We start from the raw sequence: 16,809 nt of genomic DNA, 5'->3' as shown, positions 1-16,809 counted from the left end.
AGAGATCCCGGGGCGGTTCGGCCGCCCCGGCCTGTTCCTGCTACCAGTTGAGGATCGGCTCCATCGCCGCCCTGAACTCGGCCTTTTCCTCCGAGGTCAGCTCGCCGAGCGGCGCGCGGCACGTCCCCACGGACAAGCCCTGCAGCTCGCAGCCATATTTGATCTTCTGCACGAACTTGCCGCTCTCCAGGATGTTCATCGCCCGATAGAGGGTCTTCATCATCTCGCGGGCTTTGCTGAGATCTCCCGCCTTGTAGGTTCGGTCGAGATCGCAGCACGCCTTGGCCATGCAGTTGGACGGACCGCAGATCCAGCTTTCCGCGCCCCAGAACATGAAATCTAGCGCGATATCGTCCGAGCCGCTGACGAGCTGGAGCTTGCCCTCATAGCGGCTGGCGATGTCGATGGCGCGCTGCAAAACGCCCGAGCTTTCTTTGATGCCGATCACCCGCGGATTATCGGCAAAATGATCCATCAGCTCGAAGCTGATGTCCGAACCATCCTTGGCCGGATAGGAATAGAGCACGAGGTTCACATCGACGGCACCGAGCACGGCTTCGTAGTGCTTGATGAGCTCCGCCTGCGTCGGACGGGTATAGAATGGCGGCGCCAGCAGGACCGTGTCATAGCCGATGTCGCGTGTCATCGCCGTCTGCTCGACCACCTCGCGGGTCGCCGGCGCATTGGTGCCGGCGATCAGAATTTCGCCCGGCCTGGCAAACTCCTTGACGAACTGCAGCACGTCACGGCGCTCTTCCCTGGATTGGCTGAAATATTCACCTGTGGACCCATTCGGAACCCAGCCGGTGACGCCTGCCTCACGCAGATGTGTCAGAAGCTTTTCGAACGCCTTGAAGTCAATCTTGTTGCTCGCGTCGAAGGGTGTGATGAGGGCGGGCATGACGCCGGAAAGTTTCATGGATTCTCCTGTCCTGGGAATGACGTTTTCAGATTGCGAGCTTCTTGAGGATGCGTCCCTCGATGAGGGAAACCGCCCGCGTCAGTGGGAAGGCAATGGCGAAGTAGATCAGCGCGACGACCGTCAGCACTTCGACCGGGCGGGCCGTGTTGTTCGAGATGTTCTGGCCGACGAACATCAGGTCCGCCATGCCGACGGCGGAGACGAGCGCGCTCTCCTTGAAGAGGCTGACGCAGTTCGACAGCAGCGTCGGAATGGCCCGCAGCACCGCCTGCGGCAGCACGACGTTGACGACCTGGGCGCTGCGCGGCAGGCCGAGTGCGACGCAGGCATCCAACTGCTCGCGGCCGATGGATTTGAGGCTGGCGCGGAAGGTCTCGCTGGTGATTGCGCCCATATAAAGTGTCAGCGCGATGACGCCGGAGGCCAGGTTCGAAAGCTCGACGCCGAGGATGAGCGGCAGGCAGAAGAATATCCAGAAAAGCTGGATCAGGACCGGCGTACCGCGGAAGAATTCGACATAGGCGCCGGAGACCGCTCGAAGCGCCAGATTGCCGGATGCTCGGGCAAGGCCGACGAGGAAGCCGAGAGAGCATCCGAGCACGATGCAGATGACCGTCAGTTTGATCGTCATCCAGAGACCGAGCAGCAGTGCGTGCTCGAAGCGCGGCAGGATCGAGAAGTCGAGCGTCATCATGCTGGCCTCCTAGCTGACGAGGATCTGGCGGCGGCGTTCGAGCAGGCCGACGATCTGGGTTATCGGGAAGGACACGGCGAAATAGATGAGTGCCACGACCGTGAAGGTCTCGATCGGGCGATAGGTCTCCGTCGCCAGAGTCTTGCCCTGGTACATCAGGTCCTGGATCGCCACGATCGCGACCAGCGCGCTCTGCTGGAAGATGACGATGCCGTTGGTCAGAAGCACCGGGATCGAGGCACGGAACGCCGTCGGGAAGACGATGTAGAGCACCCGCTGCAGTGGATTGAGACCGAGCGCGATGCCGGCATCGAGCTGCTCGCGCGGCACCGCCTGGATCGAGGCCCGGTAGGCCTCGGCATTGAACGCCATCAGATTGAGCCCGAGGGCCATGATGCCCATCGTCATCGGGTCGAGGAAGACGTCGAACAGCATCGGCACGCAGTAGAAGATCCAGACGATCTGGACGATCGCCGGCGTGCAGCGGAAGAATTCGACGAACAGCATGAACGGCAGCCGCACGATCTTGATCGAGCTCATGATCAGCAGCGCCAGTCCGAAGCCCAGGACGATGCCGAGGGCGTTCGCAGCCGCCGTCAGCTGCAGCGAAACCCACAGCCCCTGCAGCAGCGGAGCGATGGAGACGGCGTTGAAATCGAACGTGTAGTTCATCTGTGCCTCCTACTGTTTGATGTGGAAGACGCGGTCGATGAATTCCTTGGTGCGTTCCTCGCGCGGAGCGCCGAGCACCTGCTCGGGCGGGCCGTCCTCGACGACCACGCCGCCGGCGCAGAAGATGACGCGCGAGGCGATGTTCTTGGCGAACCACATGTCGTGGGTGACGATCATCATCGGCATGTCCTGGGCGGCGAGCTGCAGGATCACCTGCTCCACCTCGCTCACGAGTTCCGGATCGAGCGCCGAGGTAACCTCGTCGAACAGCATCAGCTTCGGATCGAGCATCAATGCGCGGGCGACGGCGACGCGCTGCTTCTGGCCGCCGGAAAGCTGTGCCGGATAGGCATTGGCCTTGGCGCCGAGCCCGAAGCGCTCGAGCAGAGCCTGGGCGCGAGCGGTCGCCTTCGACTTGCTTTCTCCGCGCACTTTGCAGGGTGCGAGGATCAGGTTCTGAATGACGCTCAGATGTGGAAACAGCGTGTAGTGCTGAAAGACCATGCCGATCGAGCGGCGGACATTGGTGTCGATCTGGGTCTTCCTGGCACCGCCATCGGAAGAAATATAGGCCTTGCCGTCGAATCTGACCGAGCCGCTGTCGATCTGCTCCAGGCCCATCATCACCCTGAGTAGCGTGCTCTTGCCGCCGCCGCTCGGACCGATGACGACGACGCGTTCGCCGCGCTTCATTTCAATGTCGATGCCTTTCAGCACCTGGATTGCTCCGTTGCCATAGCTTTTGTGGAGCGCCTGCATTTTCACGAGGGGAAGGCTGAAGGACGTGGTCATGGCCAATCTCCGATGATCGAAGCTGGAAGGGCCGGCGCGATCCCCGCACCGGCCCGGCGAGGTTACTTTGCGCCCTTGAGCACGTCGTCGACCGCCTTGCGGATCAGCTCATCGACGTGACCGGTGGCGACCTTCTCTTCGAGGAAAATATCGACCACTTCGACATCGGCGGCCGAAAGCTGATGCGGCAGACCGAAAGCGACACCCTGCTTGGCAAGAGCCGGCGTCGGGTTGAGCGCAACCGCCCAATCCGGGTTCGACTGGGTGAAGAGCTGATTGGTATCGGAGGCGTCGACCAGGATGTCGGCGCGCTTCGAGGTGACCGCCAGCCGGGTTTCGTCATTGCCGGGAAGGCGCATGATCGTGGCGTTCTTCACCGCAGCGGAAATGGCTTTGTCCTGCGCCGTGCCGGACATGACGGCGAGCGTCACGCCTGATTTGTCAATATCGGCCACCGAAGCGGCACCGGTGGTAATCTTCGGATTGTTTTTATTGTAGGCGAGCGAGATCTGGTACTCCATCGCCGGGATCGAGAACTGAACGGCCATGGCGCGAGTTGGTGTCCGGTTGAGCGCCAGCGACAGATCCCATTTGCCCGCCTGCAGACCGGCAACGATATTGTCCCAGGTGGTATCGACGAATTCAGGCTTCACCTTGAGGACGTCGGCAAATTCCTTGCAGAGATCGGCGAAGAAGCCGGTGTACTCGCCCGTCGCCGGATCGCGCATGACATAGGGCGGCGCAACGGCCGCGCCGCAGCGCAGCGTGCCTGCCTTCTGCACGCCCTGCCAATATCCGTCAGTGGTCTGGGCGTGTGCGGCGGTTGCGGAAAGACCTGCCATCAGGGCGAGCACGGGCAGCGCCCGCAAGGCGGACGTTATCAAAGAAAGCATTGGGCATTCCTCTTTTGCTGTGCGCGAAAGCGCGCGGTTCCACTCGTCGGCTCTGGCCGTTTCTATTGTTTTTTTGTCGGCTGCGTGTCGACTGGACAGAGCATGTCAACAGCGTGTCGACAAAGTCAAGCGGAAAAATTACATTGCCGACACGCTGTTTTTCTGGCCCAATGGGATCCGCGCCTGGAGAAAGGGACTTAAGTGTCTGATGAATCGGAAGTGAAACGCATCCGCGGGACCGGCTGGAAGAGCGTTTACGAAACGCTCCGCAACGAGATTTTGTCGCTTGCTTTGCCGCCCGGTCAGCTTCTCGACGAGATGACGCTTGCCGAACGCTTCGACATGTCGCGCTCGCCAGTGCGTGAAGCGCTGATCCGGCTCGGCGCCGACGAGTTGGTAGTGACGCTTTCCAACCGCAGCACGATCGTCGCGCCGATCGAAGTCGCGACCTTTCCCAAATATGTCGAGGCGCTCGACATCGCGCAGCGAATGAATACGCGGCTTGCCGCAGCGCTCCGGACCGAGGCCGACCTCAAGACCATCGCCAAGCGGCTGAAGATCTTCGAAGCGGCGGTTAAAACCGGCAATCATCTCGCCATGTCGGAGGCCAACAAGGAATTCCACATGGCGATCGCCCATGCCGGAAAAAATCAGTACCTCGCCTCCTTCTACGAGAAATTGCTGTCGCAGGGACAGCGCATGCTCCACCTGCATTTCGAATATCTGGAGCGGACCCATGAGGGCTATCTGCTGACCGACGAGCACACGCTGATGCTCGATGCCATCAGGGACAAGAACGTCGAGCTCGCCGATGAGCTCGCCCATGCCCATACGCGCCAATTCCAAGACAATTTCATCAACTTCATGCGCGAGAACTACACGACGGATGTCGCGTTGGGGCCGTTGCGGGCTGCGGAGTAACAGCGATGATCGACAGCATTGGATTCGTCGGCACCGGCGCCATCACCGAAGCCATGGTTCGCGGGCTTCTGGCCGCACCGGCTTACGCCTCCGAGGTCCACGTTTCACCGCGGAGCGCGCACATTGCCGCCACGCTGGCAGAAGAGTTCGCCTCGGTCAGGATTGCCGGGGACAACCAGACTGTCGTCGATCGCAGCGACATGGTGTTCCTGGCGATAAGGCCGCAGATCGCCGAGGAAGTCGTGCGGGCGCTGTCGTTCAGGACCGGCCAGACGGTCGTCAGCCTCGTCGCGGCGACGGAGCGGCAAGCCCTACTCGATTGGATCGGCGCCGATATCGATCTCGTCCAGGCCATCCCCCTGCCCTTCGTCGCACAGCGGCAAGGCGTTACCGCCATCTATCCCGCCAATGCCGCCATCGCGGCGCTGTTTGACACGCTCGGAACAGCCGTGCAATGTCAGTCGCGGAAGGAGTACGATCTCCTCGCGGCCGCAAGCGCTGTCATGTCGACCTATTTCGGCGTCATGGAGTCGATCACCGGCTGGCTGGAAAAAAGCGGCCTCGAAAGGGCAAAGGGCCAAGCCTACATCGCCCCACTGTTTGCAAGCCTGGCGCAGAAAGCCAACAACCCCGGCAACGAGCCGTTCAGCGCGCTGAGCCGCGAATTCGCCACCAAAGGCGGCCTGAACGAGCAGGTTCTTTCGGACTTCGACAAGCAGGGCGGTCTTGCCGCACTCACCGCCGCCCTCGACGGCGTGCTTGCCCGCATCGAGGGCCGCAGGAGCTGAGGCGCATGGCATCGGCATGGATGCGAACAGGTCTCGGCGCCGCCCTTGCAGCCGTCGCGGCCCTTCTCGGCGGAAGCGTCCTGGCGCATGCCGAGGCGGCAAGACCACCGGCCGTTTCCACCGTCATTCTCTCCCTCTCACCACGGACCATTCGTTGGGTCACCATCTACAAGGTTCCCGACCCCGCCGATCACGATCCCTATTACCATCTTGAAGTGATCGAGAAGGAGCGGCATACGCCACCCTGGCAATTCAAGCGGCTTGCCGCCCATCTCGTCGTGACGGCGGCGGCTTTGGACAGGAGCCGCCTGAGACGGAAAGCAAAGACCTATTTTTACAAGGACATCGAGTTCCGGATCGCCGACAAGGCCTGGCGTCAACAATCTCCGGCGCAAAGAGAGGCCATGGTTTGCCGCACGGCAATTCTCGAATGCATCGGCAGATCCGATTCAGAATAGATGTGACCTGCTAAATTAAAGAGTTAGAGCATGATGTCGTCCGAAAACCGCTCACACTTTTCGGCATCATGCTCTAGAACGTCGGCGGCGTGCAGGCGCTGATGACTTCGCAGGGCACCGGCCCGACGCAGCGGAACCGATGCGGCCGCCGGCTTTCGAAATAATAGGCATCCCCCGGCCCGAGGATACGCCGCTCGTCGTCGACGGTCACCTCAAGCCTTCCCGAGAGGACGATCCCGCCCTCCTCCCCCTCGTGAACAAGCGGAATCTTACCGGTGTCGGCGCCAGGCTGGTAACATTCCTTGAGCATTTGCAGGCTGCGCCCGAACAGGTTTTCTCCAACCTGCCTGTAGGAGATGGCGCCCTTGCCGATCTCCACCAGTTCTTCGGCCGCATAGAAAGCCTTCTTCGGACGCTCGGGCTCAAAGGCGAAGAACTCCGCCAGACCGATCGGGATACCGTCCAGAATCCGCTTCAAGGCCCCGACCGAAGGGTTGGAGGCGTTCGATTCGATCAGCGAAATCGTTGAATTGGGCACGCCGGTGCGCTTGGCCAGTTCACGCTGGGAAAGCTTATGAGCGATGCGCAGATGACGCAGGCGGCTGCCGATGTCGACTGACATGATGCGGTCCGTTTATGTTGTCCAGAATATCGAAAAACATATCCGCTCGTCTGTTCAGTTTCAATGACTTGTACCGCAGAAGAAAAGGACTTGTTTGACTGGGAGAAATTGCCATTCTCACCGCCAACCATAGGAGGCCAGCATGGACCAGATCAGCAAACCGAACGCGCCCATACTCGACAATTTCTGGATGCCGTTCACCGCGAACCGGCAGTTCAAGGCTACGCCGCGCCTCCTGGCCGCAGCGGAGGGCATGTATTACACCGACGTCGACGGGAACCAGGTACTGGACGGCACTGCCGGCCTCTGGTGCTGCAATGCCGGCCATGGCCGCAAGAAGATCGCCCAGGCAGTCGAACGGCAGCTTTCTACCATGGACTATGCTCCGACCTTCCAGATGGGCCATCCGATCGCCTTCGACTTCGCCGCCAAGCTGGCCGCGAACGCGCCGGGCGGACCGGACGGCAAGCTCGACCGGGTATTTTTCACGGGCTCAGGTTCGGAATCGGTCGATACGGCGCTGAAAATCGCCATCGCCTATCAGCGTGCCATCGGCCAGGGCACCCGCACGCGCATCATCGGGCGCGAGAAGGGTTATCACGGCGTCGGCTTCGGCGGCATTTCCGTCGGCGGCCTCGTCAACAACCGGCGGGTCTTTCCGCAGATACCGGCCGACCATATGCGCCATACGCTCGACGTCGAGCGCAATGCCTTTTCGAAGGGCCTTCCCGCCCACGGCGTGGAACTGTCCGACGATCTGGAGCGCCTGGTGCAGTTGCACGGCGCCGAAACCATTGCCGCCGTCATCGTCGAACCGATGTCGGGATCGGCGGGCGTCGTCCTGCCGCCGAAAGGCTATCTGGAAAAGCTGCGTGCAACCGCCGACAAGCACGGCATCCTGCTGATCTTCGACGAGGTCATCACCGGCTTCGGCCGTCTCGGCACGCCTTTCGCCGTCGATTATTTCGGCGTCGTGCCGGATCTCGTCACCACGGCAAAGGGGCTGACCAACGGGGCGATCCCGATGGGCGCAGTCTTTGCCAGCCGCAAGATCTATGACGGCCTGATGGTCGGCCCGGAAAATGCGATCGAACTCTTCCATGGCTATACCTATTCCGGCCATCCGGTCGCCTGCGCAGCCGGGCTTGCAACCCTCGAAATCTACGAGGAAGAAGGACTGCTGACGCGCGCGGCCGATCTGGCCGAGCACTGGCAGGAAGCCCTGCATTCGCTGAAAGGCCTCCCCAATGTCGTCGACATCCGTAATCTCGGCCTGGTCGGCGCGGTCGAATTGGCGCCTCGCAACGGCGCGCCGGGAACCCGGGCCTACGACGTCTTCGTCGACTGCTTCAACAAGGGCCTGCTGATCCGCGTGACCGGCGACATCATCGCGCTCTCGCCGCCGCTCATCATCGAGAAGAGCCAGATCGACACGATCGTCTCGACGATCGGCGATGCACTGAAGCGCGTGGTATAGACCTGCATCCGGTGTCCCTCGTCGGCGATTTGAATCGCCGACGGAACCGCCCGGCTGCAAGTATGGCGATCAGCGCTTGAGGGCCTGTGACGGCAGTTGACCGAAACGCTTCCGGTATTCTGCTGAAAATCGCCCGAGATGGGTAAATCCCCATCGGAGCGCGATGTCGGCGACGGCCTGTCGCGTGCCGGATTCGAGCAGATCGCGATGGGCGGCAAGCATCCGGATTTCATGCAGGTAGGCCATCGGCGTGGTATCTCTGAACTGCCGGAAACCCTGTTGCAAAGTGCGGACGCTGACCTTGGCTGCGGTCGCGATGTCGTTGAGCGAGATCGGCTCGGCGATATATTCCTGCATGAATTCGATCGCCCATTTCACATGGCGAGGAGCCGGGGCCGGAGCGGGAAGCGCAAGCGCCTCCGAATAGCGATGGGGACAGGTCTCCAGAAGCAGATAGATCGTCGCGTCGCAGAGTGCGTTCAGAGCCAGCGGCGACTGCAGCAGCGGCCCGTCGCCGCTGAGCCCATAATGGAGGTTCGCGGCGAGTTGCTGCAACACGAGCCCTGGACCGGTCGTCAGATCGATAGAGGGACGAAAATCCGTGTCGCCAATAATCGTTCGCTCGAACATCTGTGTCAGGTGCCTGTTGATCCTCGCTTGATCGATGAACAGGCCGAGATGACGGCGCGGGCCGAGCAGACGGGCACCCGAGACGCGGCCCGCCCCGAGAATGGCGCCGCGGCCGGGAACGGAATGGATATGCTCCTTGCCCGCATCGAAGAGGGCGTCCCCCTCCATCGGCAGGAATATGATGACCTTGCCACTGGGCGCCTCCCGCCGGATCGAGATTGTGCCTTCGTAGGCGCAGTCGGCAATGGCCAGCTCTTCCGTCGCGACGAAATTGCAGCGGTAGGCGATGGGTGCGTCGGCTTTCGCCTCAGCCTTGATCGGAGAGTTCGGCGTCGACAATATTTCCGAGAGTGCGTCCGGATCCGTGCCGCTGAACGCCGTCTCCCAAAACGGCGGGCTCTGCCTCGCCGGATCGTGGAGGGAGCTGCCATTGGCGGGCATAAGGGAACGACCGGACATTCATGACCTCGAAGACAAAGCCCATCGATAATAAGCGATGGCCGCAATCATTTCTTTGCATTTTGCGCCGTTTGACGGGTTTCAGCCATATCGATTGATGGCGAGATCCCGCGCGTCGATCTCAGGCGTGCGACCGCCGACCAGATCGCTGATCAGCCGCGCCGAACCGGTGCTCATCGTCCAGCCGAGCGTGCCGTGGCCGGTGTTGAGAAAGAGACCGCTGATCTTCGTCGGGCCGATGACCGGCGTGCCATCCGGCGTCATCGGGCGCAGGCCGGACCAGAAGGACGCCTTGGAAACATCGCCGCCGGGGAACAGATCGGTGACCGAATGTTCCAGCGTGCTGCGGCGGGCGAACCCGAGATCGTTGGTATAGCCCGAGATTTCAGCCATGCCGCCGACGCGGATGCGGTCCCCGAGCCGGGTGATTGCGATCTTGAAGGTTTCATCCATGACGGTCGATTCCGGAGCGCGCGTCGCGTCGGTGATCGGGATGGTGAGCGAATAGCCCTTCACCGGATAGACCGGCAATTTGATGCCGAAGGGCTTGAGCAGCAGCGGCGAATAGCTGCCGAGCGCAACCACCACCGCATCCGCACTCATCCGTTCGCGATCGGTGATGACGCCGCGTACGCGGCCGGCCTCGACATCCAGCGCCTTGATCGTCGTGTCATAGGCAAAGCGGACGCCGAGTGCCTCGGCTTTGGCCGCCAGCGCATTGGTGAATTTGAAGCAGTCGCCGGTTTCGTCCTTCGGCGTCAGCAGGCCGCCGACGATCTTGTCGCGCACGTGCTTCAATGCCGGCTCGAAGCGGATGCAGCCGTCCCGGTTCAGCACCTCATAGGGAATGCCGTCCGCCGCCAGCGCCTTGACGTCCTTGGCCGAGGCCTCGAGCTGCTGCTGCGTGCGGAAGAGCTGCAGCGTTCCCTGCATGCGTTCGTCATAGGCGATGCCGGTCTCGGCGCGAAGGTCGGCCAACGCGATGCGGCTGTAATCGGCAAGGCGCAGCATGCGGCTCTTGTTGATCGCGTAGCGCTCGGAGGTGCAGTTCGACAGCATCCTCGCCATCCAGGAGAGCATGGCCATGTCGAGCTTCGGGCGCAGGATGAGGGGCGCATGTTTCATGAACAGCCACTTCATCGCTTTCGCCGGAATGCCGGGCGCTGCCCATGGCGAGCAATAACCGAAGGAAACTTCGCCGGCATTGGCAAAGCTCGTTTCCAGCGCCGGGCCTGTCTGCCGATCGACGACCGTGACCTCATGGCCTGATTTGGCTAGCTGATAAGCGGATGTGACGCCGACGATACCGGCACCCAGAACAATGACTTTCATGATCTTCCCAAATGATGGAGCCGCCGGGCTCTCAGCGATATTGCCTGTCGTAACGATCGCCCAGAGCGGTTAGGATTTCGTAAGATATGGTGCCGGCATCGCCGGCGATGTCCTCGAGCGTCTGGTTCGGGCCAAGCACTTCGACCAGACTGCCCAGCGTCAGCGTGCCTTCGGGCAGTGCCGACACGTCGACGGTCACGCTGTCCATCGAGACCCGGCCGACGATCGGCAGGCGGATGCCGTTGACATAGACGGCGCCGCGGTCGCTGAGAGTCCGGGGCAGACCGTCGGCATAGCCGGCGGCGATGGTGGCGAGACGCATCTCCCGCTGGGTGACATGCGCGCCGCCATAGCCGACCTTGGTGCCTGCCGGCACGGTGCGGGTCTGCACCACGGCGACATCGAGGCTGACGACCGGCTCCATCGGGTTCGCCTCACCATTGTTGGGCGCGCCGCCGTAAAGCGCGATGCCGGGGCGGGCGAGCACACCATGATAGGCATCACCGAGGAAGACTCCGCCGGAATTGGCGAAGGACATGTCGAGGCCGGGAAATTCATCGGCAATGCGGGACATCTCGGCCAACTGTTCGCCGTTCTGGTCGCTCTCCATATCGTCGGCCGAAGCGAGATGGCTCATGATGAACAGGATTTCGACATTGCTGCCGTCGCCAAGCGCTGCCGCCAGTTCGGCTCGTTCTTCCCGGGGAAAGCCGAGCCGCGACATGCCGGTGTCGAATTGCAGCACGGCAGGCAGGCATCGCTTCAGCATCCGCGCCGTCGCCGACCATTGCCGCCACTGGGCCAGCGAGTTGACAACCGGCACGATGCCCCTCTCGGCGCCGGCGATCTCGTTGCCCGGCTGCAAGCCGTTCAGCACAAAAATCTGGGCGTCATGCGCAAGGGTCGGCCGCAGCCTGACCGCCTCGACGAACTGGGCGACGAAGAAATGCCGGCAGCCTTCGCCGTAGAGCGTTGCCGCGACCCGCTCGGCGCCGAGGCCGTAGGCGTCGGCCTTGACGACGGCTCCGGCGCGGACCGGCGCCAGCATCGATACGAGCTTGCGGTAGTTGCGGCCGAGCGCGGCAAGATCGATCGTCAGATGGCCCGTGGCTCCCTTTGCGGTCGTGGTGCGTGTGCGGGAAACCAAAATATCGCTATCCATGTCCATCCCTCTCGATCTCAGGAAAGTTTATGAAACAATGCGCGAAATTGCCTAGCATTCAGCAGCTTCTTACGGCATTATTTGCTTATTATCCGCATAATCGGCGAACTTTTGGTATAATCTATCATGACCGCTCTCGACTCGATCGATCGCAATATCCTGAGACTGCTGCGCCTCGACGCCCGCATGAGCAATGCCAAGCTCGCCGCCGAGATCGGCCTGTCGCCGTCCGCCTGCCTCAGGCGCATCAAGATCATGGAAAAGTCAGGGGTGATCCGCGGCTATACGGCGCTGGTGGACCCCGGCAATGCGGACGAGATGATCGCCGTGATCATCAACATCACGCTCGAGCGACAGACGGAGGACCATCTCGATCGCTTCGAGGCGGCGGTCCGCCGGCATCCCGAGATCCGGGAATGTTTTCTGATGACGGGCGGTTCCGACTATCTCCTGCGCGTGGAGGTCGCCAGTCCGGGCGAATTCGAGCGCATCCACAAGGAAATACTGTCGACCCTACCGGGCGTCCTCCGGATTCATTCCAGCTTCTCGATCCGCAATGTTCTGGCGACGCGCACCAGAGGCAGGCATTAAAACGCGATCACCAAACACGGCGTCGGTTTTGCCGCCATTCGAAATCCGGGTGGTCTGACTGCCTGCCAATGAAAGCCGAATTCCGGCTCGAAAACGATCCCTCTCTCCGTCTTGCGCGAAGGTTCGAGGCGGGGAGTTTTTGATTGCGCGACCGAGCACCATCAGCGGGCCTCTATCAATTCTCAACGCCGCAGCCTTGCGGATCGCTCGTCAGCGGCGGATTGTTGGGCTGCGGTGCCGGCTAGAGCCTGAATCTCTACGGAACAATCGGCAGCGTTCAGCGGTTTGGTAGCTTAAACGGGGAGGCTATCATGCGTGCTGTTCTGATCGCTGCTATATTCTCGCTGTCCTGCCTGCCTCACACAGCAAAGGCGTCGGAGTCGGGATTCTTGCGATCCCTGGCGGGCGATTGGCGCGGGACCGGTATGGTTCTCACCAAGATCGGCGGCACGAACTTCAATGTTTCCTGCACGCTCAAATCAGACGCGAGTGAATCCGCAGTCTCGATGAACGGGAAATGCCGCGGCCTTGCGGTTTTCACAAGAGCGTTCTCGGCCAACGTCAAGGCATTGGGACAACGATACACCGGCAACTACATCGGGCCATCGGGACAGCCTTCCAAACTGGTCGGCAGCAGGCAGGGCGACGCGCTCAATCTTCGAGTGACCTGGGCTCGCGTGGTCAATGGCGACCGAAACGCGACGTTGATGATCGAGAAAGTCGGACAGGACAGGCTTCGGCTTCAAACGGTCGATCAGGACCCGACGTCGGGCAAATCCGTGGTGACGAGACCGCATCGATTTGCAACGCCCCCCTGCAGCGGGAAGATAGGAATGTCCAGCCGGAGTGTCGGCGGGCGATGGGCATCCTGGCTGGTTTCAAACCGGCCATGCTTCCGGCATATCTGCTCGAAGGCACTATGTCCCTATCGGGACTTCGACTTCCGTCTTCGCTGCGGGTTCCCCGGTTAAGAAGACAACTTCGAAGACGAGCCCTTCGGACCTGTAATCCGATCTGGATTGCGCCTGCGCCTTGGAGGAAAAGGCCCGCTCTATGAGGACGGAGCCGAAGCCTCTTTTTGTCGGCGTCAAAACCGGCGGCCCGCCGGTTTCCGTCCATACAAGGAGGACGCGGCCGTCATCGTGCTTCCATTCGACGGCGACGGTTCCCTGCTCGCTTCCAAGGCTTCCGTACTTCGTTGCATTGGTCGCCAACTCGTGGAGCACGAGGGAAAGCGGCAGGGCGATATCGGCCGGAAGAATCACGTCGGGGCCATCGAGACGAATGCGTTCCTGCGAGGCGATGTGCGCCCGCAAGGCGGCGGAGATGATTTCCCGGATGGGGGCGGCCGACCCCTCCCGTGACAGGATGAGATCATATGTGCCGGCAAGTGCGGCGAGCCTTTCTGCAAAGGCGTTGTAGCTTTCCGGATTGGAGCGCGAAAAGGTCTGCCGGGCGATCGCCTGAACGAGAGCGAAGCCATTCTTGACCCGGTGCGCCATCTCGCGGACGAGCAGGGTTCGCTCCTCCTCCGCCTGTTCGTTCCGGCGTCTCCGCTCATCGAGTTCGTCGAGCAACCGGTCGAAGGTCGCGCCGACGATGTCCAGTTCGTCCGGCCCCGTCATGCCGGTGCGCGCCGTCGTCTGGCCATTGCGCCACTTCTCCATCACCTCCGCGATCCTGGAGATCGGCGCGAGAATGAAGCGGTTGCCGATGAAGATCGCGGCCAGAAAGGCGAAAAGTGCCCCGCCGATGATGGCGAGCGTATTCATCAGCGTCGCCCGGTTGATCGGCGCGAAAGCTTCCGGTTTCGAGAAGCCGGCGCTGACATAGAGGGGGCTGGACGGCAGCGCTATCGGGCGATAGCCGAGGATGCGCACGGTTCCGTCCTGGCTCGTCACCTCGATCACATCGGGCTGTTCAGCGTGGATCAGGTGCTGGTATTCGTCGGGTATGACCGTGCCGACGAACTGTTCCGGAAGGGGAACGCGCGCGACGATGGTTCCCTTGCCGTCGGCGATCGTCACCGCGTTACCGGGAGCGACGCCGCGCTCGGTGATGCGGTTTTGCAGCCAGTCCAGCCTGATACCGCTGACGATGAGGGCCTTGACGCTCTCGCCTTCGATCAAAGGCATTGCGAGCGGCAGGACGGGGCGGTCGGAAAGGCGGCTCTGCGTATAGGTGCCGACGGAAAAGTCTTTGGTCTCGAGCGTCTGCTTGAAGTAATCGCGATCGGAGAACACCACGCCGTCCGGAAAAGCCATGCTCCCGCAGACCGGCCGCCCGTCGAGCCTGACGACGAAGATGGTCCGGATGTTCGGAATGCTTTCGGCAACCGATTTGAGAGCCTCGTTGCACGCCTGGATGTCGAGATGCCGGACGGAAGGCATGGCGGACACCGACACCAGAAGGGCATGCAGGCCCTCCACGATCCGTTCGACTTCCGACGACGCCTGCCTTGCAGCCTGTGCTGCGGACGCGCGCACCTCTTCGTTGCGCTGATGGCGGAGCGCGACTTCGTTGTATGCGAGCATCGCGACCACGGGCGCCAGCGCCGCGACCGCAACTGCAACCAGCTTGAGTCTCATCCTGTTCCCTCTCGGACGAGGGTTCGTAGCATGATCGGGACGATCTGGCCCAGATCACGCAGGGAATCTTGTTTACAAAATATCAACATACGAATCAGGACATCCGGGCGTGCGCCTTGCCGAGCCTCCGATCGCGGCTACATAATCCAAGGATGAATGATGCCAAAAGCACGTCCTCCGAAGGTTCTGCCGCCGGATCCTTCTCGTTGCGGCCACTGAATGGTGCGATGGCCGATGAGGTCGAACGTCTTTTATCGGGCAGAACCCGCGATATCCGCCTGACGGGGGATCTGCGCCGCCGATATGACGAAAAGTCATGGCGGCAGACCGCGAAGGTCATCCGGTCCTGGATGATAGGGGTGGCATTCGTCGATATCCTGACGCTGGCGCTGAACGCTATTCTGCTTCCCCCACAGGTCGTGCTGTCGATGGTCGCTCCCGCCTGCCTTTTGCCGCCGGCGGCGATTTTGACAGCGCTCGTCTGGAGCAAGCCGCGCGCGGCGGTGGTACAGCGCGCATCGCTGCTTGTGGGAATGTGCCTTATTCTTCTATCGGTGGCACTTGTCGGCGTCTTTGCCGGCGGTGAATTTTACGAGCGGCATTTGAGCATCATGCTGTTCGTCGCGACGAGCGCAATCACCATCTTCAGCGTGCCGCTGGCGTGGACGGTTGCCATCGCCTGTTATGCCCTTTGTCTCTATTTCATCCTTCAATGGCACAACCCGATCCTGGACGCCGGCAGCGTCGCCGCCGCGACCCTGTTCTTTTCCTGCGGGATCATCGCCACCGTGGTTGCCCGGCGCACGATGAACATCCTGGCGCAGAAGACATTTCTGCTAGACTGCAGGGACCAGCGCCGGGTTGCAGAACTGGCCGATGCAAACGCCCGACTGGAGCGGCTGGCCAGAACCGATCCGCTGACGGGGATCGCCAACCGCCGCTGGATGATGGAAACGCTTGAGGGCCTGTGGCGCAACGACGGTGAAGCCGGCGTCGTCGCAGCCATGCTCATGTGCGATATCGATCACTTCAAGGCGCTGAACGATAAGCTCGGCCATGGCGAGGGCGACCGCTGCCTCGTCAAGGTTGCCGGCATCATCCAGAGCTGCGTGCGCGCCGATCGCGACCTGGTCTCGCGCCATGGCGGCGAGGAATTCCTGATCGTGCTTCCGGATGTCGACGAAGACGAAGCCATCGCGGTGGCCACGCGAATACGCGAGAGCGTGGAAGCCGCTGCCCTTCCGAATCCGTCCTCCGGTGTTGGCCCCTCGGTCACGTTGAGCGTCGGAGTCGCCTTGAAATCGGCGCTCGACACCGACATTTCGCTGGCCGCTCTCCAGCACGAGGCCGACATGGCTCTCTACCGCGCCAAGGAAGCCGGCCGGAACCAGGTCTGCGTCTTTCGCCGGCCGCACCAGGCTGCACCTTCCGCCACCGAGCAGATCGCCGCCCGACGCTAGAACAGGGTGTGGCCCGAATTCCGACCTGCCACCCGGCTGATCGACATTCATCGGATGACCAGGATCGCAACCATGGCAGCCGCCGAGACGAGGCTGGCAGCGTTGAGCCCGAAGATCAGATATCCCACTGCCTTTTGCCGATGACCGGGTTCCACATTTCCGAAGACGGCCGTCAGCCCGCCCGCGATCCAGCTCGCCAGCGTCAGAGCGCCGAGAAGAAGAGCCCACTGCGTTGCTATATCCATATCCTGCTCCCATGCGGTGCACGCCCGGCCAGGAATGCCTGCGCGGGTTCAGCGGTAACAGGCCGGGTCCGCTTTTGTTTCCGTGCGTGTCGCACTTTCACGT

General features: G+C 61.7%; 17 protein-coding genes and 1 pseudogene. 7 read left to right on the top strand and 11 right to left on the bottom strand.

Annotated features, from left to right (window positions below; genetic code table 11):
• Positions 1 to 40: 40 nt before the first annotated feature.
• The 5 genes from MF410_RS31625 to MF410_RS31605 all read right to left on the bottom strand — a co-directional run bounded on the left by MF410_RS31625 (position 41) and on the right by MF410_RS31605 (position 3,973).
• Complete coding sequence (locus tag MF410_RS31625) at positions 41 to 919, bottom strand: dihydrodipicolinate synthase family protein (RefSeq protein WP_222135108.1); 879 nt, start codon at positions 917 to 919, stop codon at positions 41 to 43.
• Between the two features lie 28 nt (positions 920 to 947).
• On the bottom strand, positions 948 to 1,616 hold the full coding sequence (locus MF410_RS31620; RefSeq protein ID WP_183781518.1) for an amino acid ABC transporter permease: 669 nt from the start codon (positions 1,614 to 1,616) through the stop codon (positions 948 to 950).
• A 9-nt stretch (positions 1,617 to 1,625) separates the two neighbouring features.
• Positions 1,626 to 2,288 (bottom strand): amino acid ABC transporter permease, encoded by a 663-nt coding sequence (locus MF410_RS31615; protein WP_222135109.1) that lies wholly within the window; start codon positions 2,286 to 2,288, stop codon positions 1,626 to 1,628.
• A 9-nt stretch (positions 2,289 to 2,297) separates the two neighbouring features.
• Positions 2,298 to 3,080 carry an amino acid ABC transporter ATP-binding protein gene (locus MF410_RS31610; RefSeq protein WP_097624330.1) on the bottom strand — a complete coding sequence of 261 codons (783 nt, stop codon included), beginning with the start codon at positions 3,078 to 3,080 and terminating at the stop codon, positions 2,298 to 2,300.
• A 62-nt stretch (positions 3,081 to 3,142) separates the two neighbouring features.
• Entirely contained in the window at positions 3,143 to 3,973 is an 831-nt protein-coding gene (locus MF410_RS31605) for a transporter substrate-binding domain-containing protein (RefSeq protein WP_097624329.1), read from the bottom strand.
• Between the two features lie 201 nt (positions 3,974 to 4,174).
• Between MF410_RS31605 and MF410_RS31600 the strand changes: the two genes are divergently transcribed.
• The 3 genes from MF410_RS31600 to MF410_RS31590 are packed head-to-tail and all read left to right on the top strand — an operon-like array spanning position 4,175 to position 6,140.
• A complete protein-coding gene (locus MF410_RS31600; RefSeq protein WP_003592247.1) occupies positions 4,175 to 4,894 on the top strand; it encodes a GntR family transcriptional regulator in 720 nt (239 codons plus the stop codon).
• Positions 4,895 to 4,899: 5 nt separating this feature from the next.
• Positions 4,900 to 5,682, top strand: a complete 783-nt coding sequence (locus MF410_RS31595) for a pyrroline-5-carboxylate reductase (RefSeq protein ID WP_097624328.1) — start codon at positions 4,900 to 4,902, stop codon at positions 5,680 to 5,682.
• A gap of 5 nt (positions 5,683 to 5,687) precedes the next feature.
• A complete protein-coding gene (locus MF410_RS31590) occupies positions 5,688 to 6,140 on the top strand; it encodes a DUF5086 family protein (RefSeq protein WP_239620868.1) in 453 nt (150 codons plus the stop codon).
• Positions 6,141 to 6,213: 73 nt separating this feature from the next.
• On the opposite strand, the gene MF410_RS31585 is transcribed toward MF410_RS31590, so the two are convergent.
• Positions 6,214 to 6,762 (bottom strand): cupin domain-containing protein, encoded by a 549-nt coding sequence (locus MF410_RS31585; RefSeq protein WP_054184486.1) that lies wholly within the window; start codon positions 6,760 to 6,762, stop codon positions 6,214 to 6,216.
• Positions 6,763 to 6,904: 142 nt separating this feature from the next.
• Between MF410_RS31585 and MF410_RS31580 the strand changes: the two genes are divergently transcribed.
• Entirely contained in the window at positions 6,905 to 8,239 is a 1,335-nt protein-coding gene (locus MF410_RS31580) for an aspartate aminotransferase family protein (RefSeq protein ID WP_239620867.1), read from the top strand.
• Positions 8,240 to 8,308: 69 nt separating this feature from the next.
• On the opposite strand, the gene MF410_RS31575 is transcribed toward MF410_RS31580, so the two are convergent.
• From MF410_RS31575 to alr, 3 genes are all read right to left on the bottom strand, one after another.
• Positions 8,309 to 9,328, bottom strand: a complete 1,020-nt coding sequence (locus MF410_RS31575; protein ID WP_222135111.1) for an AraC family transcriptional regulator — start codon at positions 9,326 to 9,328, stop codon at positions 8,309 to 8,311.
• Between the two features lie 81 nt (positions 9,329 to 9,409).
• The gene (locus MF410_RS31570; protein ID WP_222135112.1) at positions 9,410 to 10,660 is read right to left on the bottom strand and encodes a D-amino acid dehydrogenase; all 1,251 of its coding nucleotides are present in this window, start codon (positions 10,658 to 10,660) and stop codon (positions 9,410 to 9,412) included.
• Between the two features lie 31 nt (positions 10,661 to 10,691).
• The gene (alr, locus tag MF410_RS31565) at positions 10,692 to 11,822 is read right to left on the bottom strand and encodes an alanine racemase (RefSeq protein ID WP_222135113.1); all 1,131 of its coding nucleotides are present in this window, start codon (positions 11,820 to 11,822) and stop codon (positions 10,692 to 10,694) included.
• A 126-nt stretch (positions 11,823 to 11,948) separates the two neighbouring features.
• Here alr and MF410_RS31560 point away from each other — a divergent pair, with 126 nt between their 5' ends.
• On the top strand, positions 11,949 to 12,413 hold the full coding sequence (locus tag MF410_RS31560) for an Lrp/AsnC family transcriptional regulator (RefSeq protein WP_097624323.1): 465 nt from the start codon (positions 11,949 to 11,951) through the stop codon (positions 12,411 to 12,413).
• Positions 12,414 to 12,724: 311 nt separating this feature from the next.
• Positions 12,725 to 13,244 (top strand): annotated as a pseudogene (locus MF410_RS31555) (hypothetical protein).
• Positions 13,245 to 13,330: 86 nt separating this feature from the next.
• Here the strand turns inward: MF410_RS31555 and MF410_RS31550 are convergent.
• Positions 13,331 to 15,001: an HWE histidine kinase domain-containing protein gene (locus MF410_RS31550; protein ID WP_222135114.1), complete on the bottom strand. Its 1,671-nt coding sequence runs from the start codon at positions 14,999 to 15,001 to the stop codon at positions 13,331 to 13,333.
• 152 nt (positions 15,002 to 15,153) lie between these two features.
• Between MF410_RS31550 and MF410_RS31545 the strand changes: the two genes are divergently transcribed.
• The gene (locus MF410_RS31545) at positions 15,154 to 16,461 is read left to right on the top strand and encodes a GGDEF domain-containing protein (RefSeq protein WP_239620866.1); all 1,308 of its coding nucleotides are present in this window, start codon (positions 15,154 to 15,156) and stop codon (positions 16,459 to 16,461) included.
• 47 nt (positions 16,462 to 16,508) lie between these two features.
• Here MF410_RS31545 and MF410_RS31540 read toward each other — a convergent pair whose 3' ends face one another.
• Positions 16,509 to 16,706 carry a hypothetical protein gene (locus MF410_RS31540; protein ID WP_222148688.1) on the bottom strand — a complete coding sequence of 66 codons (198 nt, stop codon included), beginning with the start codon at positions 16,704 to 16,706 and terminating at the stop codon, positions 16,509 to 16,511.
• Positions 16,707 to 16,809 lie beyond the last annotated feature (103 nt).

Source organism: Rhizobium sp. C104 (assembly GCF_022354505.1).
Taxonomy (GTDB): domain Bacteria; phylum Pseudomonadota; class Alphaproteobacteria; order Rhizobiales; family Rhizobiaceae; genus Rhizobium; species Rhizobium redzepovicii.
Note: the sequence above shows the minus strand (reverse complement) of the source record. Positions and strands in the feature narration are given on the sequence as shown.